Annotated in this window: 15 protein-coding genes; 9 read left to right on the top strand and 6 right to left on the bottom strand. The window is 62.4% G+C overall.

The genetic code is table 11. The features are described 5' to 3' along the window. Positions 1-36: 36 nt before the first annotated feature. A complete protein-coding gene (locus tag P9250_RS11175; protein ID WP_250493246.1) occupies positions 37-1,368 on the bottom strand; it encodes an Nramp family divalent metal transporter in 1,332 nt (443 codons plus the stop codon). 316 nt (positions 1,369-1,684) lie between these two features. On the opposite strand from P9250_RS11175, the gene P9250_RS11170 reads away from it, so the two are divergent. The 6 genes from P9250_RS11170 (at position 1,685) to P9250_RS11145 (ending at position 10,586) form a co-directional block, all read left to right on the top strand. Continuing rightward, positions 1,685-1,966 (top strand): DUF4148 domain-containing protein, encoded by a 282-nt coding sequence (locus P9250_RS11170; protein WP_244828483.1) that lies wholly within the window; start codon positions 1,685-1,687, stop codon positions 1,964-1,966. 352 nt (positions 1,967-2,318) lie between these two features. After that, complete coding sequence (locus P9250_RS11165) at positions 2,319-5,519, top strand: efflux RND transporter permease subunit (protein ID WP_309849536.1); 3,201 nt, start codon at positions 2,319-2,321, stop codon at positions 5,517-5,519. Between the two features lie 25 nt (positions 5,520-5,544). Continuing rightward, positions 5,545-6,795: an efflux RND transporter periplasmic adaptor subunit gene (locus tag P9250_RS11160; RefSeq protein ID WP_250493245.1), complete on the top strand. Its 1,251-nt coding sequence runs from the start codon at positions 5,545-5,547 to the stop codon at positions 6,793-6,795. Then, positions 6,792-8,255 (top strand): efflux transporter outer membrane subunit, encoded by a 1,464-nt coding sequence (locus P9250_RS11155; protein ID WP_309849533.1) that lies wholly within the window; start codon positions 6,792-6,794, stop codon positions 8,253-8,255. Before P9250_RS11160 ends, P9250_RS11155 begins: the two co-directional genes overlap by 4 nt. Before the next feature lie 100 nt (positions 8,256-8,355). Further along, positions 8,356-9,069: a heavy metal response regulator transcription factor gene (locus tag P9250_RS11150; protein WP_244828488.1), complete on the top strand. Its 714-nt coding sequence runs from the start codon at positions 8,356-8,358 to the stop codon at positions 9,067-9,069. After that, on the top strand, positions 9,066-10,586 hold the full coding sequence (locus P9250_RS11145; RefSeq protein WP_244828493.1) for a heavy metal sensor histidine kinase: 1,521 nt from the start codon (positions 9,066-9,068) through the stop codon (positions 10,584-10,586). Before P9250_RS11150 ends, P9250_RS11145 begins: the two co-directional genes overlap by 4 nt. Positions 10,587-11,130: 544 nt before the next feature. Here the strand turns inward: P9250_RS11145 and P9250_RS11140 are convergent. From P9250_RS11140 to P9250_RS11120, 5 genes are read right to left on the bottom strand one after another with little or no spacing between them, the layout of a single operon-like run. Further along, a complete protein-coding gene (locus P9250_RS11140) occupies positions 11,131-13,872 on the bottom strand; it encodes a molybdopterin-dependent oxidoreductase (RefSeq protein WP_310393013.1) in 2,742 nt (913 codons plus the stop codon). A gap of 2 nt (positions 13,873-13,874) precedes the next feature. Next, positions 13,875-15,143 (bottom strand): FAD-dependent oxidoreductase, encoded by a 1,269-nt coding sequence (locus P9250_RS11135; RefSeq protein WP_310393011.1) that lies wholly within the window; start codon positions 15,141-15,143, stop codon positions 13,875-13,877. After that, positions 15,140-15,484, bottom strand: a complete 345-nt coding sequence (gene nirD / locus P9250_RS11130) for a nitrite reductase small subunit NirD (protein ID WP_244828499.1) — start codon at positions 15,482-15,484, stop codon at positions 15,140-15,142. The genes P9250_RS11135 and nirD overlap by 4 nt, the downstream gene beginning before the upstream one ends. A 15-nt stretch (positions 15,485-15,499) precedes the next feature. Beyond that, positions 15,500-18,043 (bottom strand): nitrite reductase large subunit NirB, encoded by a 2,544-nt coding sequence (gene nirB, locus P9250_RS11125; protein ID WP_250466731.1) that lies wholly within the window; start codon positions 18,041-18,043, stop codon positions 15,500-15,502. A gap of 23 nt (positions 18,044-18,066) precedes the next feature. Next, positions 18,067-19,392 carry an MFS transporter gene (locus P9250_RS11120; RefSeq protein WP_244828502.1) on the bottom strand — a complete coding sequence of 442 codons (1,326 nt, stop codon included), beginning with the start codon at positions 19,390-19,392 and terminating at the stop codon, positions 18,067-18,069. Between the two features lie 716 nt (positions 19,393-20,108). On the opposite strand from P9250_RS11120, the gene cobA reads away from it, so the two are divergent. The 3 genes from cobA to P9250_RS11105 all read left to right on the top strand — a co-directional run bounded on the left by cobA (position 20,109) and on the right by P9250_RS11105 (position 22,795). Next, the gene (gene cobA / locus P9250_RS11115; protein WP_250493241.1) at positions 20,109-20,870 is read left to right on the top strand and encodes a uroporphyrinogen-III C-methyltransferase; all 762 of its coding nucleotides are present in this window, start codon (positions 20,109-20,111) and stop codon (positions 20,868-20,870) included. 189 nt (positions 20,871-21,059) lie between these two features. Continuing rightward, the gene (locus P9250_RS11110; protein ID WP_244829714.1) at positions 21,060-21,635 is read left to right on the top strand and encodes an ANTAR domain-containing response regulator; all 576 of its coding nucleotides are present in this window, start codon (positions 21,060-21,062) and stop codon (positions 21,633-21,635) included. 20 nt (positions 21,636-21,655) lie between these two features. Beyond that, entirely contained in the window at positions 21,656-22,795 is a 1,140-nt protein-coding gene (locus P9250_RS11105; RefSeq protein ID WP_310393008.1) for a CmpA/NrtA family ABC transporter substrate-binding protein, read from the top strand. Positions 22,796-23,122 lie beyond the last annotated feature (327 nt).

Genomic DNA, 23,122 nt, shown 5'->3' with positions numbered 1-23,122 from the left:
CACGAATCACGCGTGCATGGCGCTTTCTTTATGCGCTCAGGAGAGCCAGTCGCTCACGGTCTGCACGACGAGCCACACATTCGCCACGCTGATCACGACGAACAACAGCCATGCGAGCAACTTCGTGGTCATGGCATTGGCGAACTCGCCCATCAGCGTCCGATCGCTCGTCATGCGAATGAGCGGCCACAATGCAAACGGCAATTGCAGGCTCAGCACGACCTGACTCGCGACCAGCAGCTTGCCGACCGCGCCGTTGCCCATCGCATACACGCCGATCAGCGCGGGCACGAGCGCGAGCGCACGCGTGATGAAACGCCGCTGATAGCACGGAATCTTCAAGTGCAGGAAGCCTTCCATGATGACCTGGCCCGCGATGGTGCCGGTAAACGTCGAGCTTTGTCCCGAAGCGAATAGCGTCACCGCGAATAGAACCGCGGCCAGCCCGGTGCCGACGATAGGCGCCAGCAGCTTGTAGGCATCTTCGATCTCGGTGACTTGCGTATGCCCTGTCGCATGAAACGCCGATGCCGCGAGAATCAGAATTGCCGCGTTGATGAGCAACGCAAGCACGAGCGCGACGATAGTGTCGATGCGCGACAAGCCGATGGCCGACGCCAGGCTCTTCTTATCGCGCTGAACCACGCGCGTTTGCACGATCGACGAATGCAGATAGAGGTTATGCGGCATCACGGTTGCGCCGAGAATGCCGATGGCGAGATACAGCGGCTCGCGCTGCGAGAAGAGGCTGATCGAAGGCACGAGACCTGCGGCGACCGAAGCCCAATGCGGCTTCACGAGCACGAGCTCGACAATATAACCAAGCCCGATGGTCGCAATCAAACCCAGCATGATGGCTTCGAGATCGCGAAAGTTCTTGCCCTTGAGACCGAGCACGATGAGCGTATCGAACGCGGTGAAGATCACGCCCCACATCAGCGAGCAGCCGAATAGCAAGTGAAACGCGAGCGCACCGCCGAGCACTTCGGCGAGATCGCACGCGATGATCGAGAGTTCGGCGAGCGCCCATTGCGCATGAGCGACGGGCTTTGCGTAGCGTTCGCGTGATAGCTGCGCGAGATCGCGTCCGGTGACAATGCCGAGGCGCATCGACAGACATTGCAGCACCATCGCCGCAAGGCTCGAAAGCACGACCACGAAAAGCAGGTCGTAGCCATAGCGCGATCCGGCTTCGATATCGGTGGCCCAATTGCCCGGGTCCATATAACCGATGGAGATGAGCAGCCCCGGCCCCGCGAACTGCAGCAGCTTTTTCCAGAACGACGCGCCAGGCGCGACGGCGACGGAGCCTTTGACTTCAGACGGACAGAATGGCGCGGTGGCCGTGGTCGGCAGCTTGAACGGCAATTGACGGTCCCGGTGTCGATGTTTGAACGAAAGATGTTTGAACGAAAGCGAGCGTCACTGAAACGAACCATGCCTTTGTCTTACAGGACGCTCGAAGCTCGCGAGTCTATCATCGGGCGCTCGCCGCCACAGGCGAAAACGTTTGTGACAGCGCCCGCTTCAATCTGACCAAAGCGCCATTTGACCGCCAGCATCTCGTCACGGTGCGAGACATAGAATCGGTGCCGTGGCGGTGGTGGGTGTAACGAGCTTCATGACGCTCGAAACCACGAAACCGCACGCCGCGAATCGTCCTTAACTTTTCAGGGAGTTCGCCATGAAACTACTCGCTCGCATCGCTATCGTTACGTTGGCCGCAGCGCCACTTGCCGCCTTTGCTCAAAGCGAAGGACTCACCCGTGCACAGGTCAGACAGGATCTCGTCAAGGTCGAACAAGCCGGCTACAACCCGTCGGAGCGCGATGCGTTTTACCCGAACGATATTCAGGCTGCCGAACAGAAGGTCTCGAACCCGTCGTATGGCGCATCGTCGGAAGGCTCGTCCGCATCGGGACAACCGACCATGACGACCACGCCGCTCGGCCAGACTCCGCAATAACGTCATTCAACAGTCACGCCATTCCGAACGAGGCCAGCGCGGTTTCCGCTGAATTCAAGCGATTCCGCGCCGTCTCACTGCGGTACTCGCATTGCCTTTCGCGCGACGCATCGACGTAGTTTCCGATTACGTTCACCTTCCATTGCGCGCTGCCGGCTTTCCTTTCGAGCGCTTAGGATTACGCACGCCTTTCATTCCACGCAAGATGACGAAATCGCCATTTTCGCGTCATTATCTCGTTGGTACGTTGCCACTACCATAGGGCACCGAAGGCGGCTCACCGACTCGCCTTCGAGACTCGTCCCGCGCGTGAAAGCACCTGCGTCCCTCCCTCGCTCTTCCGAACGCCTCAATGTGGATTGTCAATGTAGCGCTGAAGCGGCCTTATACGTTCATCGTAATGGCCATCATGATCCTGCTGGCCACGCCATTCGTCATTCTGACGACGCCGGTGGACGTACTTCCGGAGATCAACATTCCGGTTGTCAGCATCATCTGGACGTACACGGGCCTCTCGTCCGAGGACATGGCCAACCGCATCACGTCCGTGAACGAACGCAGTCTCACGACCACCGTCAACAACATCGAGCATATCGAGTCGCAGTCGTTGCCGGGTATCGCCATCATCAAGCTGTTTCTGCAGCCGACCGCGAACATTCAGACGGCGATCGCGCAGACGGTGGCCGTCGAACAGGCGCAGCTCAAGCAGATGCCGCCCGGCGCAACGCCGCCGCTCGTCATCAGTTATTCGGCGTCGAGCATTCCGGTGATCCAGCTTGGATTGTCGAGTCCCAAGGAGTCGGAGCAATCGCTCAACGATACGGCGCTCAACTTCCTGCGCCCGCAGCTCGTGACCATTCCGGGCGCATCGGTGCCGTATCCGTATGGCGGGAAGTCGCGTCTCATCTCCATCGACCTCGACACGCGCGCGCTGCTCGCCAAAGGCCTGACGCCAACCGATGTGGTCAGCGCCGTCAACGCGCAGAACCTGATTCTGCCGACCGGCACGGCGAAGATCGGGCCGAAGGAATTCACCATCAACATGAACGGTTCACCGACCACCGTGGAAGGTCTCAACGACCTGCCCGTGCGAACCGTGAACGGCGCGACGACTTATCTGCGTGAAGTGGCGCACGTGCGCGATGGCTTCTCGCCGCAGACCAACGTCGTGCGTCAGGATGGCCGGCGCGGCGTGCTGATCTCGGTGCTGAAGAACGGCGATTCATCGACGCTCTCTATCGTCAACACGTTGAAGGGTCTCCTGCCGCAAGCGCGTTCGTCGTTGTCGGAAGACATCAAGATCACCGCGCTCTTCGATCAATCGGTGTTCGTGAAAGCCGCCGTGCAGGGCGTGGTACGCGAAGCGCTGATCGCCGCCGCGCTCACGGCCGCCATGATCCTGCTCTTCCTCGGCAACTGGCGCAGTACCTGCATCATCGCGATCTCGATTCCGTTGTCCATTCTCTCGTCGTTGATCGTGCTGCATGCGCTCGGGCAGACCATCAACATCATGACGTTGGGCGGGCTCGCGCTCGCGGTGGGCATTCTCGTCGACGACGCCACCGTCACCATCGAGAACATCGAACGCCATCTGCACATGGGCACCGATCTGCACGAAGCGATTCTCGAAGGCGCGGGCGAAATTGCCGTACCCGCGCTCGTCTCGACGCTGTGCATTTGTATTGTGTTCGTGCCGATGTTCTTCCTGACCGGCGTGGCGAAGTTCCTGTTCGTGCCGCTCGCGGAAGCCGTGGTGTTCGCCATGATCGCGTCGTACATTCTTTCTCGGACGCTCGTGCCGACGCTCGCCATGCTGCTGATGGGCCACGCGCATGCACCCGATGCCAAAAAGAAGCCGAATCTCTTCATGCGGCTGCATCGCCGGTTCGATCACGGCTTCGAGCGCATGCGCGCCGCATACATCGTGATTCTGAGCAGCCTGCTCGTGAAGCGGCGGCTCTATGGTTCGCTCTTTCTCGGCTTCTGTCTCATCTCCACCGCGCTGGTGTTCGTGCTCGGCCAGGACTTCTTTCCCACGGTCGATGCCGGCGACATCCGCATGCACATGCGTGCGCCGACGGGCACGCGTATCGAGGAAACCGCGCGTCTCGCCGATGAAGTCGAGAAGGTCGTGCGTCAGGTCGTGCCCGCCGATGAGCTCGATACCATCCTCGACAACCTCGGCCTGCCCTATAGCGGTATCAATCTCTCGTACAGCAACTCGGGCACCATCGGTACGCTCGACGGCGAGATACAGGTCGCGTTGAAGGAAGATCACGCGCCGACCGAAAAATATATCGATGAACTGCGCGCGCTCTTGCCGCAGAAATTCCCCGGCGTGGAGTTCTTCTTTCAGCCCGCGGATATCGTCACGCAGATTCTGAACTTCGGCTTGCCCGCCGCCGTAGACGTGCAGATTCAAGGCCAGAATCAGCAAGCTAACTTTCAGGTCGCCGCCAAGCTGATGAAGCAGATCCGCATGATTCCCGGCAACGTGGATACGCACATCCAGCAAAAGCTCGACGAACCCGTCATCAACCTGACCATGGACCGCACGCGTCTGCAGCAGCTCAATCTCTCGGCAAGCAATGTCGCGCAGAACGTGCTCGTTTCACTATCGGGCAGCTCGCAAACGTCGCCGGGATTCTGGTTCAACCCGAAGAATGGCGTGGAATACAACCTCGCGGTACAGACGCCGCAGTATCAGGTTTCATCGGTCGACGAACTCTTGCGCACGCCTGTGTCTGCCTCGCTCACGGGACCGACGCAATTGCTCGGCAACCTCGTGCGTGTCTCGCCGCAGAATCAGTTCGCGGAAGTCTCGCACTACAACATCCGTCCCGTGATCGATCTCTTCGTGAGCGTGGAAGGAAACGATCTCGGCAGCGTGGCCCGTCAGGTGAATCATCTCGTCGATGAAGCGCGCCGCACGCTTCCGCGCGGCACGCAGATCAACGTGCGTGGTCAGGTCGAGACCATGCGTACATCGTTCTTCGGGCTGGGCGTTGGCGTGGCCATGGCGATCGTGCTGGTGTATTTGCTTATCGTCGTCAACTTCCAGTCGTGGGTCGATCCGCTCATCATCGTGAGCGCGTTGCCGGCGGCGCTCGCGGGTATCGTCTGGATGCTGTTTCTCACCGGCACGCATCTGTCCGTGCCCGCACTCACGGGCGCGATCATGACGATGGGCGTCGCCACCGCCAACAGTATCTTAATGGTGTCGTTCGCGCGGCAACGTCTGACAGCGGGCGTGCCGCCGCTCGCCTCCGCGCTCGAAGCAGGCGCAAGCCGTATTCGCCCGGTGCTGATGACGGCCTTCGCGATGATCATCGGCATGATTCCAATGGCGCTCGGTCTCGGCGAAGGCGCCGAACAGAACGCGCCGCTCGGCCGCGCGGTGATCGGCGGCTTGCTGTTTGCCACGGTTTCCACGCTGTTCTTCGTGCCGCTCGTCTTCGCGGGTATTCACGCGCGCCTTGCTAAACGCGCGGAACGCAAAGGCCAGAAATCGCACGGCGAAGCGCAGTCCGACGACACGAACACGCAGCACTGAATTCAATCCAGGCACTCCGACGAACATGACTGAAAAGAACCACGCCTCGCTCGCGATTCCCGCGCGTGATCCGAATGAAGGACCCGCGCTGCCACCGCGCCATGTCGAATGGAAACGCGCGAAGATCGCGCTCGTGATCGTGCTTGCGCTGCTCGCGCTCGGCGCGGCGCGCACCGTGATCAGCGACATGATTCACAACCGCTCGGTCGTCACGCGCACGCAACAGAACGCCCAGCAATACGTCAACGTGGTCGCGCCAACGCAGACCGATGGCGGCGGCAACACGACCTTGCCGGGTACGCTGCGCGGCTTCGTCGAATCGCCGATTTATGCGCGCGCGACGGGTTATCTGCTGCACTGGTACGCGGATATCGGCACACGCGTGAAGCAAGGCCAGTTGCTCGCCGATCTCGATACCCCTGAAATCGATCAGGAGCTCGCGCAGGCGGTCGCGCAACGCGATCAGACAGCATCGAGCCTGGGCCTTGCGAAAAGCTCGCTGCAACGCTGGCAACAACTGCGTCAGCGCGATGCCGTCTCGCAGCAGGAACTCGACGAACGTCAGAGCACGTATAACCAGGACGTGGCCAATCTCGCCGCCGCGGACGCCAACGTGAAGCGTCTGCGTCAGCTCGAATCGTTCAAGCGCATCGTCGCGCCGTTTGCAGGCGTGGTCACGCAGCGCAACGTCGATGTCGGCGATCTCATCGACGCGGGCAGTGGCGCGAGCCGCGCGCTCTTTGCGCTCGCGCAGTCGGACCCGCTGCGCGTGTTCGTGCAGTTGCCGCAGGCGTATGCGCAGAACGTGTCGGTCGGTCAGTCGGTGGTCGTGATGCAGGCCGAGCTTCCCGGTCAGCAGTTCCACGGCAAGATCACGCATATCTCCGGCGCGATCGACGTGCCCACGCGTTCGCTGCAAGTCGAAGTCACGCTGCCCAACGCCGATCAGCGCCTGCGTCCCGGCGCCTATGTGCAGGTCGCGGTGCCAGCCGTCGTCCATGCACGCCTGCTCGTGCCGGGCAATGCGTTGCTCTTCCGTGCGGAAGGACCGCGCGTCGCGGTGGTCGACTCGAACGGCCATGTGCATCTGAACAAGATCGTGATCGCGCAGGATCTCGGGCAGTCGCTCGAAATCGAGAGCGGTATCGAGCCGACCGACAAGATCATCATCAATCCGAGCGATTCCATTGCGGACGGCGATCATGTCGTGGTCCAGCCGCAGAAGCAGCAGAATCAGCACGATCCGCAGACTCCGAATCAGAAGGCCGCGTCATGAGAGGCATCGTTGCCATCGGCATGTTGACGATGCTTGCGGCATGCACCGTCGGCCCCGATTACAAGCGCCCCGTCGCCGAGACGCCGCCCGACTGGCAAACCGACTCGTACTGGCGAGTCGGCGAACCTTCGCACGCGCCGCTCGCGCTCGACTGGTGGACGGGCTATGACGACGCCACGCTGAACACGCTGGAGACGCAAGCACTCGCGCAGAATCAGACGCTCGCGGCCGCCGTCGCGCATTACGAACAGGCCCGCGCAACGCTCGCGCAAACCTCATCGCTCGCGCTGCCCGAGGTGGATCTCGGCGCACAGGCCGACCGTCTGCGCGTATCGAAGAATCGTCCGGTCACGAGCTACAACACGCCGGTCATGAGCACGGTTCAGAACGACATCAAGCTCGCGCCTTCCGTGAGCTATGACCTCGATCTGTTCGGACGCATTCGCCGCGAAGTGGAAGGCGCACAGGCAACGGCGGAACAATCGCGCGACGACCTCGCCAACGCGCGGCTCGTTCTCACCACGGAACTCGCGAGCAGCTATTTCTCGATGCGCGAACTCGATGCCGAGATCGACGTGCTGAATCGCTCCGTGGGGCTGCAGAAGAAAGCGCTCGATTACGTGACCTCGCAGCACGATCTGGGCGCGGTATCCGGTCTCGACGTGCTGCAACAGCAGTCGCAACTCGACTCGACACGCGTGCAGGCGCAACTGCTGCTGAACCAGCGCGCGCAATACGAACACGCCATTGCGGCGCTCGTTGGCACGCCCGCGCCGCAGTTTTCAATCGCGGCGGACATCAAGGATCGTCCGGTGCCGTCGATACCGCTCGGCCTGCCGAGCGACGTGCTGCAACGCCGGCCGGATGTGGCATCGGCGGAGCGTTCGATGGCGTCGGCGAATGCGCAGATCGGCGTCGCGAAGGCTGCATTCTTTCCGAGCCTGACCTTGAACGGTAACGTCGGCTGGGAGAGCACGGCGTTCTCGAGTCTCATCTCCGCGCCAAGCCTCCTGTGGACCATCGGCACCATGGCGAGCCAGGTCGTGTTCGATGGCGGCCGGCGTTCCGCTGCCGTCGACTTCGCGAGCGAAGGCTACGTGGCGGCTGAGGCGAATTATCGTCAGACCGTTCTCGGCGCGTTCCAGCAGGTGCAGGACGGTATCGTCGGGTTATCGGTGCTGGATGGCGCGGCGAAGCAATCGCATGCAGCCGTGGTCGACTCGCAGCGTCTGCTTTCGCTTGCCAATGACCGATATTCGGGCGGCCTCGTCGCTTATCTCGACGTGATCACCGCACAGCAGCAATTGCTCACGAGCGAGCGCCAGGATGTGCAGATACGTGGCCAGCAACACACCACGTCTGTCGCGCTCGTCAAGGCGCTGGGCGGCGGATGGGACGTGCATGACGCGGCGCAGGAACAGGGTGCATCGAATCAGAGCGTCAAGGAATCATCGCGTTGAATGGCGGTTCGATGCAAGCATGTTAGACGTGAGGATCGTATAGTAATCACCTATAACAATAAGCAAGCGAGCGGTAAGCAAACCCCTTGAAGAGGCAGGCATGAAAGTCCTGATAGTGGAAGACGAACACAAGGTAGTCGATTACCTGCGCTCCGGACTGACCGAGCAAGGCTGGGTCGTCGATGTCGCGATGGACGGCGAGGAAGGCACGCATCTGGCCATCGAATACGATTACGACGTGGTCGTGCTCGATGTCATGCTGCCGCGCCGCGATGGCTTCGCGGTGCTGAAGGCGCTGCGTCTGCAGAAGTCGACGCCGGTCATCATGCTCACGGCGCGCGATCATATCAATGACCGTGTGCGCGGTCTGCGCGAGGGCGCGGACGACTATCTCACCAAGCCTTTTTCGTTTCTCGAACTGGTCGAGCGACTGCACGCGCTCGCACGGCGCACGCGCGCGCAGGAATCCACGCTCATTTCCGTGGGCGATCTTTACGTCGATCTGATCGGCAGACGCGCCACGCGTGACGGCGTGCGCCTCGATCTCACCGCGAAGGAATTTCAGCTGCTGAGCGTCCTCGCGCGCCGTCATGGGGATATCCTGTCGAAGACGGCCATCACCGAACTCGTTTGGGAAGTAGATTTCGAAAGTCATACCAACGTGGTGGAAACCGCCATCAAGCGGCTGCGTGCCAAGCTCGACGGGCCGTTTCGCACCAAGCTCCTGCATACCGTGCGCGGCATGGGCTACGTGCTCGAAGTGCGCGAAGCACGCGACACGCGGGAAACCAGGGAAGACGCGAGAACATCATGAACGTGCAGTGGGCCAAATCCGGCGACGGCGAACCGCGCTCGCAGCGATCCATTGCGCGGCGGCTTGCGGTCATGTTCGCGGTCGTCGCGTTGTTCGTGTTCGCGCTCGTGGGCACCGGGCTTTTTCTCGTGCTGCGTGTGCAGCTCGAACAGCATCTGCGCGACTCGCTCGACAATCGCGCGGAGATCGCACGGCTGATCGTCTCGCACGTATCGAACCCCGACAAGTGGAAGATGGCCAAGGAGAAGCTCGCGGACATCACGCCGCGTGACGGCTCCACGATGTTCGCCGTGGCCAGCAACGACGGGCTTTATAACTACGGCGCACCGCCCTTGCGCGATCAGATCAAGCGCGTGCAGGACCATTACGGGCACTTCCAGCCCGAAGGCCGCGCGTATGAAATGCTCATGACCACGCTGACCATTCCGCCGTATATGGACCGTCCGCCGTTGCAGCTTTTTGTGGCCGTGGACTGTTCGCCGAACGTGCGGACCATGCGCGCCTTCGGGCTTGCGCTTGCCGCATTGACGGCGCTCGCCACGGTCGCCGTGTTGTTCCTAAGCTATTCGGTGGCGCGACTGGGCCTTGCGCCCTTGACGCGTCTGACACGCGACGCGCAGAACGTAAGCCCGAACAATCGCTCGCAGCGGCTCAACACGCGCTCGTTGCCCTTTGAACTCGAAGACCTCGCGAAGTCATTCAACGGCGCGCTAGAACGGCTCGATCACGCGTATGGACGGCTCGAATCGTTCAATGCGGATGTCGCGCACGAGTTGCGCACGCCCGTCACCATTCTCATCGGCCAGACGGAAGTGGCACTCACGCGCGACCGGCCGATCGAAGAATTGCGTCATACGTTGCAGTCGAATCTCGAAGAGTTCGAGCGCGTGCGCGCGATCATCAACGACATGCTGTTCCTCGCGCGTGCCGATCAGGGCGAACGGGCAACGGGACTCGTCGAAGTGTCGCTCGCGGCGGAAGTGAGCCGCACGCTGGAGTTTCTGGAGATACCGCTCGAAGAAGCGCAAGTGCGCGCGACGGCAAGCGGCGATGCACGCGCCTTCGTCAACACGTCGCTATTCGGCCGCGCGCTTTCCAATCTCGTGATGAACGCCATTCAGCATTGCGCGCCGGGCGCGACTATCTCGGTCAACATCGCGCGCGAGCATGGACGCGTGCGGATCGCGGTGGCTAATCCCGGCGAGCAGATCGCGCCGCCTGTCATGGAGCATCTGTTCGATCGTTTCTATCGCGCCGAAAGCTCGCGCACCAACAGCCGGGAGAATCATGGGCTGGGACTGGCTATCGTGAAGGCCGTGGCGGAAATGCATCGCGGCACGGTATCGGCGACGAGTGCCAAGGGCATCAACACGTTCGCGTTCTCGGTGGCGCGATTCGGCAATGAGCATCGGCCCATGAGCGAAGGCGGGGCATCGGCCGGGGCGCCGTTATCCGCCGAGCATGCGCAGCAGGCGCGCATTGCGATGGGCCTTTCGGAACGGCATTCCACAGGCTGATTGTTCTCGCGGTGCTTTCCCGCAATGTCAAAAAAAAAGGGTTGGCCCTTCCGATGTATCCACATCCGAGCCAACCCAAAAAGAAGAGACGGCTGTGAAGCACATCTCCATGCTCCAGAAACGCCACCTTGCCTGGTTGCCTCCGGAGTTCCAACGGTGTTACCGAGCGGTTTGCGACGTCGGTTTCGTCGCGGCAATGGCAATGGCTATTGCAATGGCGGCAAGCTTCGCTTCGTGTGCCCTATAGCGTGGAAGCGTCACCAAGAAACTCATTCGCCATCCGAAATAACCGTGCCTTCGTTTCAATCCCCATAGCCATTCGACGATGCCCGCTGACGCTCATTTTTGTCGATGCGCCTGTGGGAAAGGACTGTAAGGAGAATCGCGAAAGGAATTGGCGGGGGAACCAACATATGCGCTGAAATCGCGCTGATTCATCAGATGTTTGGTTCGACAGCGCTCACAGGGCGCTTATTGGAAGACTGCATGAAGTAAAAACGGGCGCCGAGGCGCCCGCTTCTTGCCGCAGCCGTCAAATGACAAATCAAACCGTGCTCAACCGAGCCATCTCCGTTTCGACGATCAGCTTCTTCAACTCCGGCACGCACGATCCGCAGTTGCCGCCGGCCTTCACGCAAGCGGTAACCTCCGCGGCCGTCTTCAGACCCTTGTCCTGAATCGCCTTGCAGATCGTATTGCGCCCGACGCCGAAGCACGAGCAGACTGTCGGTCCTGTGTCCTCGCCCTTGCCTATCGGCTGGCCGAGCAAAAGGCTCGCGCGGTCTTCATCGTCGAGACGCTCTTTCTCGAAGAGACTCGCAAGCCAAGCGCGTGCAGGCAAGTCGGGGCGCTCGGAAACGAACACGCAACTCTCGATGCGATCGTTCACCACATGCGCCGCGCGATACACGCCCGCACTTTTGTCCTCGTATTCGATCCAGTCCGCATGCGGATCGTCAATGCGAAAGAGCGCGCGCGCCCAGTCGTGATGATCGTCATGCGCGGCATCGAAACGATTGCGTCCCGCCAGTTCATGGCGCACGAAACGCGCGCCGTGCACGCGCGTCCAGTGCGTAACGGAATCGAGCGCGGGCGCGCGTCGCGAAAGCGCGAAGCCGTGCCATGTCACGTGGAATTGCTCGATCGACACAGGCGTGTGCTTGAACTCGGGCTCGCCCGATACCGGATCGACGACCGGATTCACCACCGCGCCGACGCGCGCATCCGAGGCAACCTGATCGTTCCAGTGGATCGGCACGAACACGCTGCCGCGCGACATGCCGCCGCCGAATTGAACGCGCGCGATCATCGAACCCCAGCGGCTCGTCACGCGCGCGAGCTCTCCTTCGCGCACGCCGTATGCAAGCGCGTCTTGCGGATGCATGTCGATGAACGATTCGCTGATATGCCCGGCGAGCTTCGCCGAACGCCCGGTGCGCGTCATCGTGTGCCATTGGTCGCGCACGCGGCCCGTGTTGAGAATGAGCGGATAGTCGGCATCGGGCGCGTTGACCGGATCGCGCGGCGGCGTCGCGATGAAACGCGCGCGCCCATCGGCATGACTGAAGCGTCGTTGCTCGAAAAGGCGCGCGCTGCCGGTGTCGTCTTTCGAGCGCAGCGGCCATTGCACGGGTTCGAGCAGGTCGTAATCTTGCTCTCCGAGTTGCGTTAGTCCGCCGATGTCGAATGCGCGATAAACGCCCGTCTCCGTGTCGTTGCGATATGCGCTCAAACGCGCGTGTTCATCGAAAATTTCATGCGGCGCCTGGAAGTCGAAGCCCGCAAAGCCCATGCGACGCGCGACATCGCACATGATCCGCCAGTCGGCGCGCGCTTCGCCCGGTGCCGGCAGAAACGCGCGCTGCCGCGAGATACGGCGCTCCGAGTTGGTCACGGTGCCGTCCTTCTCGCCCCAGCCGAGCGCGGGCAGCAACACATCGGCGCAAGCGTTGGTATCCGTATGCTCGATGATGTCCGAGCTCACCACCAGTTCACACTTTGCAAGCGCGCGCTTCACGCGGTCGCCGTCCGGCAGACTCACGACCGGATTCGTGCCCATGATCCACAGTGCTTTCACGCGGCCGGCTTCGATGGCGTCGAACAGATCGACAGCCTTCAATCCGGCGCGTTCGGGAATCGCAGGCGACGCCCAGAACGTCTGCACGATCTCGCGATGCAACGGGCTATCCAGTTCGAGATGCGCCGCCAGCGTGTTGGCAAGGCCGCCCACTTCGCGCCCGCCCATCGCGTTCGGTTGTCCCGTGAAGGAAAACGGTCCCATGCCTGGCTTGCCAATGCGTCCTGTCAACAGATGACAGTTGATGATGCTGTTGACTTTGTCCGTCCCCGCGCTCGATTGATTCACGCCTTGCGAATAAACCGTCACCACGCGTTCGATGCGCGCAAAGAGCCGATAGAAGGTCATCAGATCGTGCGCATCGAGCTTGCAGTCCTTCGCGGTCTGCGCGAGATCGGACGGTCCTGCTGCCGCGAGCGCGGCATCGAAGCCGTTGGTGTGTGCATCGACGAAAGCGGAATCGGATGCGCCATGCTCCGCCAGAAACGCGAACAGGCCGTTGAACAGCCGCACATCGCTGCCGGGCTTGAGCGGCAGATGCAGATCGGCCATCTCGCACGTTGCCGTGTGGCGCGGGTCGATCACGACGATCTTCACGTCTGGCCGCGCTTCCTTCATCTTCACGATGCGCTGAAACAGGATTGGATGACACCATGCCGTATTCGATCCAACGAGCACGATGGTATCGGCGAGTTCGAGGTCTTCGTAATTCAGCGGCACGAGGTCTTCGCCGAACGCGCGCTTGTGTCCCGCCACCGACGACGACATGCAAAGCCGCGAGTTCGTATCGATGTTCGCGCTGCCGATATAGCCCTTCATCAGCTTGTTGGCGACGTAATAGTCCTCCGTGAGCAATTGCCCCGATACGTAGAAGGCGACCGCATCCGGACCGTGACGTTCGACGATGCGAGCGAATCCGCTCGCCACGGTGCCGATGGCATCGCTCCAGGAGACATCGGCGAGCGCGCCGGTTTGACCGTCGCGCAGCTTCGGTTTGAGCAGACGTCCTTCGAGGCTCACCGTGTCGCCGAGTGCCGAGCCTTTCACGCACAAGCGGCCGAAGTTGGCCGGATGTGTTTCGTCGCCAGCAATCGCCACGTCGATAGCCGTGCGCGGTGTCGCCACAACGCCGCAACCCACGCCGCAATAAGGACATGTCGTGCGAACGGCAGCCGCCTGAACCGGAATGATGGGGATTCTCGCGTTCATATCTATGCTTGCGCTTCGCAAAGCGTCTTGCCGAACAACAAACGTCCGCGCAGATGCGAGACATCCGTGCGGTTCTGAATCAGCTCGAAATACCATGCGCCGTCTTTCACGTCGCCATACAGCACCGCGCCGATCACACAGCCCGCCTGCAACACGAGACGCTTGTAGACGCCGCGACCCGGATCGCGCAGCACGAGGTCTTCGGACGAATCGTCGCCGATGAAATCGCCCGCCGAGTAAAGATCGACGCCCGTGACTTTCAGCTTGGTCGCGGTCGCGCGCTGCACATAGCGGCGATGTCCCGCGCCCGCGAGATGCGCGCCGGCCACACGCGCCTGATCCCAGATCGGCGCCACGAGACCGAACGTAGCCGAGCGATGCTGCACGCATTCGCCCACTGCATAGACGCGCGGATCGTAAGTCTGCAAGGTGTCGTCGACGACGATCGCGCGCTCGCAGTGCAGTCCCGCTTCCTTCGCGAGCGCGATGTTGGGACGCACGCCCGCGGTCATCACGACGAGATCGGCTTCGATCTCGCGGCCATCGGCAAAGCGCACCGCCGTCACGCGTTCATCGCCCACGATCTCCGTCGTCTTCGCGGCCATCGCGAAACGCAGACCCTTGGCTTCCAGCGAACGCTTGAGCAACGTGGACGCGCTCGCATCGAGTTGACGGTCCATCAGGCTTTCGCTTGAATGCACGACCGTCACCGACATGCCCTGACGTTGCAAACCGTTGGCCGCTTCGAGACCGAGCAAGCCGCCGCCGATCACCACCGCATGACGATGATCGCGCGATGCCGCCAGCATCTTTTCCACGTCTTGAATGTCGCGAAACGCGATCACGCCCGGAAGATCGCAACCCGGCACGGGAATGATGAAAGGCTTCGAACCCGTCGCTATCAGAAGTCGGTCGTAGCGCGCCTCGATACCGCTTGCCGAGCGCACGATGCGCCGCACGCGATCGATTCCGACCACGGCGTCGCCTGCATGCAGCGTGATGTCATTGGCTCGATACCATTCGCGCGTATTGAGGATGATGTCGTCCACGCTTTTCTCGCCTGCAAGCACGGGCGAAAGCAGAATGCGGTTGTAGTTGCCGTAAGGCTCGGCGCCGAACACGGTGATGTCGTACAGCTCGGGCGCGATCTTCAGCAATTCCTCGACCGTGCGCATGCCCGCCATGCCGTTGCCGATCACGACGAGACGCTGACGCGCCTGCACCATCGGTACATCGGCCGCGCCAGCCGCAACCGCATATTCCGTCTTCATGCGGCAATCCACACTTTGCCGCCGGCCACGCGTGCGCGATACGCGGTCACGGAGCGCTCGGGCGCTTCGAGGCATTCGCCGGTACGCAGATCGAAGTGCTGCTTGTAGATCGGCGATGCCACGACAATGCGCTCGCCCAAGCTGCCGACGATACCGCGCGAGAGCACCGCCGCCTGCGAATGCGGATCGAAGTTGTCGATGGCGAAGACGCTCTGCTCGTCGCCCGCCACATGAAACACGGCCACCTGCGCGCCCTTGAAAAGCGCACAGACGCCGGTGTCGGGCACGATGTCATCGAGTGCGCAGATCTCGGTCCAGTCCTGTTCAATGCGGTCATTCATGGTGGTCTCCAGCGCTCAAACGGTTTCGACGACGACAGGAATGTCGATCAGCTTCAGCTTGCGTTCCTCGGGCGTCGCGGGACGAATCTGGCCGCGCTCTTCCACGAAGGTCACGTTCTCGTCGCTCTTGTCGCTGTTGACGAAGTGACGGAAGCGCTTGCGCGTTTCGGGGTCGGTGACGGCCTTCTTCCATTCGTCTTCGTACGTATCGACGACGAGTTGCATCTCCGCTTCGAGTTCGGCGGCGAGTTCGAGCTTGTCGTTCACGACGATATCGACGAGATAATCAAGGCCGCCTTCGAGGTTGTCGCGCCACACGCTCGTGCGTTGCAGGCGGTCCGCCGTACGCACGTAGAACATCAGGAAGCGGTCGACGTAGCGAATGAGCGTGACTTCGTCGAGATCGGATGCGAGCAGTTCGGCGTGACGCGGCTTCATGCCGCCGTTGCCGCAGACGTAAAGGTTCCAGCCCTTCTCCGTCGCGATGACGCCGATATCCTTGCCCTGCGCTTCCGCGCATTCGCGTGTGCAACCCGAGACGCCGAACTTGATCTTGTGCGGCGTGCGCAGCCCCTTGTAGCGGTTTTCCAGCGCGATGGCGAGACCGACCGAATCGCCGACACCATAGCGGCACCATGTCGAACCGACGCACGACTTCACCGTGCGCAGCGACTTGCCATAGGCATGTCCCGATTCGAAGCCCGCGGCGATCAGCTCTTCCCAGATGAAGGGCAACTGCTCCACGCGCGCCCCGAACATGTCGACGCGCTGGCCGCCCGTGATCTTCGTATAGAGCCCGTACTTCTTCGCCACTTGTCCGACCGCGATCAAACCATCGGGCGTGACTTCGCCGCCCGGCATGCGCGGAACGACGGAATACGTGCCATCGCGTTGAATGTTGGCGAGGTAGTAGTCGTTCGAATCCTGCAGGCCCGCATGCTCCTTCTTCAGCACGAACTCGTTCCAGCACGAAGCGAGAATGCTGGCCACGGCAGGCTTGCAGATATCGCAGCCCAGACCCTTGCCATGCTTCGCGAGCATCGAGCCGAACGTGCGATGTCCTTCCACGCGCGCCATGTGATAAAGCTCCTGGCGCGAATACGGGAAGTGTTCGCAGATATGGTTGTTGACCGCGAGCCCCTGGCGCTTCATCTCGCTCTTCAGCACCTGCGTGACGAGCGGCACGCAGCCGCCACACGATGCGCCCGCCTTGCATGCGCTCTTCAACGCGCCGATGCTCGTCGCGCCCGCGCACACCGCCGCGCAGATTTCCGCCTTGCTCACGTTGTTGCACGAACAGATCTGCGCGGCATCGGGCAAGGCTTCGACGCCCAGGCCGGGCTTCGCCTTGCCGTCGCTTTGCGGCAAGATCAGGAATTCGGGTGCTTCCGGCAGCTCGATCTTGTTGAGCATCATCTGCAAAAGCGTGCCGTATTCAGTGGCGTCGCCAACCATCACGCCGCCCAGCAGGAACTTGCCGCAATCGGACACGACCAGCTTCTTGTAGATCTGCTTGCGCTCGTCGCTGAACTGATACGAGCGGCTGCCCGGCGTCTTGCCATGTGCGTCGCCGATACTCGCCACGTCCACGCCCATCAGCTTGAGCTTGGTGCTCATGTCCGCGCCCGCGAACATGGCGTCGTCCGCGCCAATGACCTGCTTCGCGACGATGCGCGCCATGTCGTAACCCGGCGCGACGAGGCCGAACAACTGCCCTTGCCACAGCGCGCATTCGCCGATGGCGTAGATATCCGCATCGCTCGTGCGGCATGCGTCGTCGATCACGATGCCACCGCGCGGCCCGATCTCGAGACCGGCCGCACGCGCGATATCGTCACGCGGACGAATGCCCGCGGAGAACACGATCATGTCGGTATCGAGATGCGCGCCATCGGCAAAATTCATGCGATTCGCAGCACCCTCGCCATCGACGATGGCAAGCGTGTTGCGGCCCGTGTGCACCGTCACGCCCAGTTCCTCGATCTTGCTGCGCAGCACGCGTCCGCCGCCGTCGTCCACTTGCACGGCCATCAGACGCGGCGCGAATTCGACGACATGCGTGGTGAGCCCGAGATCGCGCAACGCCTTCGCCGCTTCGAGACCAAGCAAACCGCCGCCGACGACCGTACCGACTTTCGATTTCGCACCGAAGGCACGCATCGCTTCGAGATCTTCTATCGTGCGATACACGAAGCATCCCGCGCGCTCTTTGCCTTCGACGGGCGGCACGAAGGGATACGAACCCGTTGCGAGCACCAGCTTGTCGTAGGGCAGCACTTCGCCCGTGGATGCGGTCACGGTACGCGCCGCGCGATCGATCGCGACGGCTTTCGCATTGAGCTGAAGCGCATAGCCCGAGCGATCGAAGAAGCCTTCCTGCACGAGCGAAAGCTCATCGGCCGACTTGCCCGAAAAGAATTCGGTCAGATGAACGCGATCATAGGCCGCGCGCGGTTCTTCGCAGAGCACGGTGACTTGCAGCGTGTCATGCCCGCTTTCGGCGAGACATTCGAGGAACTTGTGGCCGACCATGCCGTGGCCGATGACGACGATTTTCATGGGGACTCTGCCTGAGTGATGACTTAACCAGCTACACGGTTGTTGCCCGCGAGCGCGCTTTCACGCAACGCGGCTTCGCGTGCCTTGTGTTCCGGGGTAAAGCGCACGGCCAGCGCGCACAGTGCAGCGCCTCCGACCATCACGCCGAGCATCGAGAGCGTGGCTTGCGCATTGCCCACGCCTTTCATGAGGAAGCCCGCCGCGACCGCGCCGACGTTGCCGCCCGCGCCGATCACGCCAGCCACGCCGCCCAGCGCCTTGCGGTCTATGAACGGCACGAGCGCGTAGGTCGCGCCGCAAGCCATATGCGTGAAGAGACCGAAGATGAGCATCGATACGATGGCGAGCGCCACGCCTTCGGCATGCGCGAACGCATAGAGACCGATGCCTTCGCCCGCGATCAATACGAACAGCAAGGTCGCGCGAATATCGAGGCTGCGGCGCGCGGCCGCTTTATCGGAAAGCCAGCCGCCGAGCGCGCGGGCAAAGAGCGCGAGCAGACCGAAGCTGCCTGCCGCCAGTCCTGCCGCGCCGAGCGAGAGCTTGAAGTGATCGACGTAATACACGGCCGCCATGTTGTGGATGAACACTTCCACGCCGAAGCACGCGCCGTAGGTCACGAACAGCATCCACACGCGATAGTTCGAGCATGCGGTCACGAAACTCTGCCAGCCGCCCTTCTTGCCGCCGTCGATGGCAACGCCCAGTTCGCGCAGTTGCGTGAAGTTGCCTTGCGGACAGTCTTGCGTATAGCGCCAGTAAAAGTACGCCATCACAGGCATGGCGATACCCGGCACGATCAGCGCGATGCGCCACGACGATGCCGCGCCTGCGCCCAACGCGATCGCGGCGGCAACCAGCATCGGCACGAGAGCTTGCGCCGCGCCTGCGCCTGCGTTGCCCCAGCCCGCGGTCGTGGCGTTCGCGGTGCCGACGACGTTCGGCGCGAACATCACCGACGTGTGGTATTGCGTGATGACGAAGCTCGCACCGATTGCACCGATGGCAAGACGACACCACAGGAAGCTGTCGTAGCCCGTGGAAAGCGCCGCGCCGAACACCGGCACCGCGCCTGCGAGCAACAGCGCGCTATAGACCTTGCGCGGGCCGAAGCGGTCGCACATCGGGCCCACGATCAGACGCACGAGAATGGTCACGGCCACGGCCGCGATATTGAGGTTGGCGACCTGGTCGTTGGAGAGGCCGTATTCGCGCTTGATGAGCGGCATCAGCGGCGCGCAAGCGAACCAAGCGAAGAAGCATACGAAGAACGCCATCCATGTGAGATGGAAGGCGCGCATCGGCGCCGTGCGCATGCTGAAGAGATCGATCCGGGTGGCTTTGTCCATCGTCTTTCCGCCAAAAAAGAAAGGCGTCCCGCGCATCAGCCGGAAAGCCGATGCGGGGGACGCCGTTGTCCGATGCCCGCATGGCTTTTACCTGCCGGGCGCTGTAATCAGGACGGATCGCCGTTGATCCGATGGCGGAACATAAGGCAAGGGATATGCCATGTTGAACGCATGCAGCTCACAACCATGCGGAATAAGCGTTCGAGCGATCCTGCACCGGCAGCGCGCATTGGCTCCGCGTCGCGTTTTGATGCGCGCGGGCACATCGCTGGTGCGGCGCAGCACTGATGGCGTGCGAACGTCGCTTATTTTTGAACCGTCTGGTTAATCGTGCGAATGAACGCGGGACGCCATGCGTTTGGCAACGCATCGAGGCATGCGCGCGCTGTTCGGGTGCCGGCTGCACATCGACAGTGCCTCCTCGCGGTGCGACGTGATGCGCGCGTCGAGGCGCAAGCCCTTGCGACATCTACGCAAGCGCGTTCCCGGCGCAAATGGCCCGCTTATTGCATTGCTCGAAGCGCTGCCGGCAACGGCGCTGGCAGCAGCGCAAAGCATGCATACATCGACCGATGCGTGCATGGACCAAGGCCCAAGGACAACGGCGTCCCCTCGTGCAACGACACGGGCGGACGCTTTTTGCATTTCGTCCCGCCGCGCCGATGCGCCCCACCGATACAGGCGAGTCATCTCGCCCCGAGCCGAAAGAGAACACGATGAATCACGTTGAAGGCAAAGTCACCCTCCTGAGCGCGGGTCCCGGCGATCTCGACTTGCTGACCTTGCGCGCGGCCAAGGCGCTCGCCGCCGCCGACATCCTCATGCTCGACGACCTCGCCAATCCAGAGATCGTCACGCTTGCGCCCAACGCGCGCGTGATTCGCGTCGGCAAGCGCGGCGGTTGCCGGTCGACACCGCAGGCGTTCATCGAACGTCTGATGCAGCGTTATGCGAGAAAGGGCCTGCACGTGGTGCGCGTAAAGGGCGGCGATGCGCTGCTGTTCGGCCGCGCGGGCGAGGAAATTTCGGCGCTACGCCATGCAGGCATTGCCGTGGATATCGTGAACGGCGTGTCGTCGGGATTCGCGGCGGCAGCGGGGCTCGGCATTTCGCTGACGCATCGGGATCATTGTCAGGGCGTGACCTTCGTCACGGCGCACATGCAGGATCACAGTCAACCGGACTGGGCCGCGCTCGCCGCCACCGGCACGACGCTCGCCATCTACATGGGCATGAGCCGCATTGCGAGCATCGCTCAGGCGTTGCTCCTGGCGCTGCGTGCCGATACACCGGCCGCGGTCGTGCAGCACGCGGGATCGCCCGATGAGAAGCGCCTCGTCACCACGCTCGATCGTCTCGCCGCCGACGCCACCGCCGCCGGACTCGGCAGCCCCGCCGTCATTCTGATTGGCGGCGCGATAGGCGAAGCCGTCGAATTCGCGTGCCATTCCAGGCAAGGTCTCGCGCATGCCGCTTGAACGAATAGCTCGCGATGCAACGTTGAATCCGCGCGTTCGTCGCAACGAAAGACGTTGGTCGCGCACATTCGCACGCCGTATTGCCTATGCCATTCGGCCAGGTTCTCAAGCGGCCTGGCGCACGTTAGAGTCGAAGGTATCGCGTATGCCTTCGTTCCGACCGTTTCCCGCATGACTCCTGCTCCATCCATGTTGCGCGTCTTGCTCGTCACCGACACCGCCAAGCCCATCGGCGACTTGCGCGAGCAGCTGGCGCGTCTCGGTTACGACATGCTCGCCGAGGTCGCCGCGCCTTCCGCGCTGCATGCGGCCGTGGAGAGCCAGAAGCCGGATGTCGTCATCATCGATACCGATTCGCCTTCGCGCGACACACTCGAACAGCTCGCGGTGATGAACAAGGCCGCGCCGCGTCCCGTGCTCATGTTCAGCAACGACGCCGATCAGCAGTTCATTCGCGCCGCCGTCGGCGCGGGCGTGACAGCGTATTCCGTGGAGGGGCTCGCGCCCGCACGGCTTGCACCGATCATCGAAGTCGCGCTTGCTCGCTTCGCACACGAGGCGCAGTTGCGGCAGCGGCTCGCGCAAGTGGAGAACGAGCTTGCGGAGCGCAAGATCATCGACCGCGCGAAGCGGCTGCTGATGGATCGCCGCGGCCTGTCCGAGAACGACGCCTACGCCATGCTGCGCAAACGCGCGATGGACCAGGGCGTGAAAGTCGCGGAGATCGCGCGCCAGCTTCTCTCGGTCGCGGATTTGCTGCCCTGACCGAGCACACTGCACAGACCATGAACTTGCCCGAAACGAATACATCCCCGTCCGCGTTGCCCGAACGCACGCATTTGCGGCTCGGCTTCGTCGCGTTGAGCGACGCCGCGCCGCTTGCCGTCGCGGCCATCCACGAGATGGGGCGGCGCCACGGCATCCGTATCGAACTGTGCCGTCAGCCTTCGTGGGCCGCCGTGCGCGACAAGCTGCTTTCCGGCGAGATCGACGCCGCGCACGCGCTATATGGGCTCGTGTATGGCGTGCAACTGGGCATCGGCGGGCCGCAGGCGGACATGGGCGTCCTGATGGTCCTCAACCGCAACGGTCAGGCGATCACCTTTTCAAACCCGCTCGCCGATGCCATTCGGAATGGCGCGAGCGTGAAAGATGCGCTGGCGTCGCTCGACCGCCCGCCCGTGCTTGCGCAGACTTTCCCGACCGGCACGCACGCGATGTGGCTGTATTACTGGCTGGCGGCGAATGGCGTGCATCCGCTGCGCGACGTGCAAAGCGTCGTGATTCCGCCGCCGCGCATGGCCGATGCGATGGCCGAAGGCATGCTCGACGGCTTCTGCGCGGGTGAGCCGTGGCATGCGGTGGCCGAAGCGCGCGGCGTGGGACGCACGGTTGCGTACACGAGCGAAGTCTGGCCGGATCATCCGGAGAAGGTCCTTGCGTGCCGGCGCGATTTCGTCGCGCTGTATCCGAATAGCGCGCGGGCGCTGGTGCGTACGCTGCTCGACGCATGCGCGTGGCTCGACGCGCGCGAGCATCGCGTGGAGATTTCGCAGGCGCTGGCTTCGGCGGAGTTGCTTGGGGTCCCGGCGGCGCTCATCGAAAGCCGGCTGGCTGCTGCCGATGGCGGCGACGCGCGCGCGCTTCCCGTGCGCTTCTTCGACAATGGCGCGGTGAACTTTCCGCGCGTGTCGGATGGCTCGTGGTTCATCACGCAGTATCGGCGCTGGGGCATGCTTTCCGGTGAACACGACGATGCCGCCATCGCGTCGGCAGTGAACCAGACGGCGTTGTATCGCGAGGCGGCGCTGGCGGCAGGCGTAAGTGTGCCGGACGAGTATCGGAAAGCGACCTTGTGCGATGGACGCGTTTGGGATGGCGGCGATACGGCCGGTTATCTCGCGGGCTTCGATGTGAAGGCTTGAGCGCGGGCTGTTGTCTCGTCTCGCGAAACTGCATCGGCCGGTGCGAGGGCCAGGCGCAAACGTCGCAAGCGACCAAGACACGCCGTACGCCAGCTTGCATGCACGTCGGTTCGACCCGGTCGTGAGCACGCCAGCCAACGCAAGGTTCAGTGGCGACTCGGCCTCCGCGCCACGATCAAGCCGTCTCGATCCCGCCAAGCCTTGACTTAAGCGCCTAAATCAAGAGAATGGGCGCCGCCGCGCGACGCTCGCGGGCGGGTTTTAGCGCCCCGGCGCCAACATCATGGACAATATCGGGATACGGACCGAAACGCGCTGACGTTGTCG

The sequence above is a fragment of the Caballeronia sp. LP006 genome (genome assembly GCF_031450995.1).
Lineage (GTDB): Bacteria > Pseudomonadota > Gammaproteobacteria > Burkholderiales > Burkholderiaceae > Caballeronia.
Note: the sequence above shows the minus strand (reverse complement) of the source record. Positions and strands in the feature narration are given on the sequence as shown.

Coding starts and splice junctions, on each gene's coding strand:
- P9250_RS11170 (WP_244828483.1), top strand. CDS start 1,685: ATGAAACTACTCGCTCGCATCGCTATCGTTACGTTGGCCGCAGCGCCA.
- P9250_RS11165 (WP_309849536.1), top strand. CDS start 2,319: ATGTGGATTGTCAATGTAGCGCTGAAGCGGCCTTATACGTTCATCGTA.
- P9250_RS11160 (WP_250493245.1), top strand. CDS start 5,545: ATGACTGAAAAGAACCACGCCTCGCTCGCGATTCCCGCGCGTGATCCG.
- P9250_RS11155 (WP_309849533.1), top strand. CDS start 6,792: ATGAGAGGCATCGTTGCCATCGGCATGTTGACGATGCTTGCGGCATGC.
- P9250_RS11150 (WP_244828488.1), top strand. CDS start 8,356: ATGAAAGTCCTGATAGTGGAAGACGAACACAAGGTAGTCGATTACCTG.
- P9250_RS11145 (WP_244828493.1), top strand. CDS start 9,066: ATGAACGTGCAGTGGGCCAAATCCGGCGACGGCGAACCGCGCTCGCAG.
- P9250_RS11140 (WP_310393013.1), bottom strand. CDS start 13,872: ATGAACGCGAGAATCCCCATCATTCCGGTTCAGGCGGCTGCCGTTCGC.
- P9250_RS11135 (WP_310393011.1), bottom strand. CDS start 15,143: ATGAAGACGGAATATGCGGTTGCGGCTGGCGCGGCCGATGTACCGATG.
- nirD (WP_244828499.1), bottom strand. CDS start 15,484: ATGAATGACCGCATTGAACAGGACTGGACCGAGATCTGCGCACTCGAT.
- nirB (WP_250466731.1), bottom strand. CDS start 18,043: ATGAAAATCGTCGTCATCGGCCACGGCATGGTCGGCCACAAGTTCCTC.
- P9250_RS11120 (WP_244828502.1), bottom strand. CDS start 19,392: ATGGACAAAGCCACCCGGATCGATCTCTTCAGCATGCGCACGGCGCCG.
- cobA (WP_250493241.1), top strand. CDS start 20,109: ATGAATCACGTTGAAGGCAAAGTCACCCTCCTGAGCGCGGGTCCCGGC.
- P9250_RS11110 (WP_244829714.1), top strand. CDS start 21,060: ATGTTGCGCGTCTTGCTCGTCACCGACACCGCCAAGCCCATCGGCGAC.
- P9250_RS11105 (WP_310393008.1), top strand. CDS start 21,656: ATGAACTTGCCCGAAACGAATACATCCCCGTCCGCGTTGCCCGAACGC.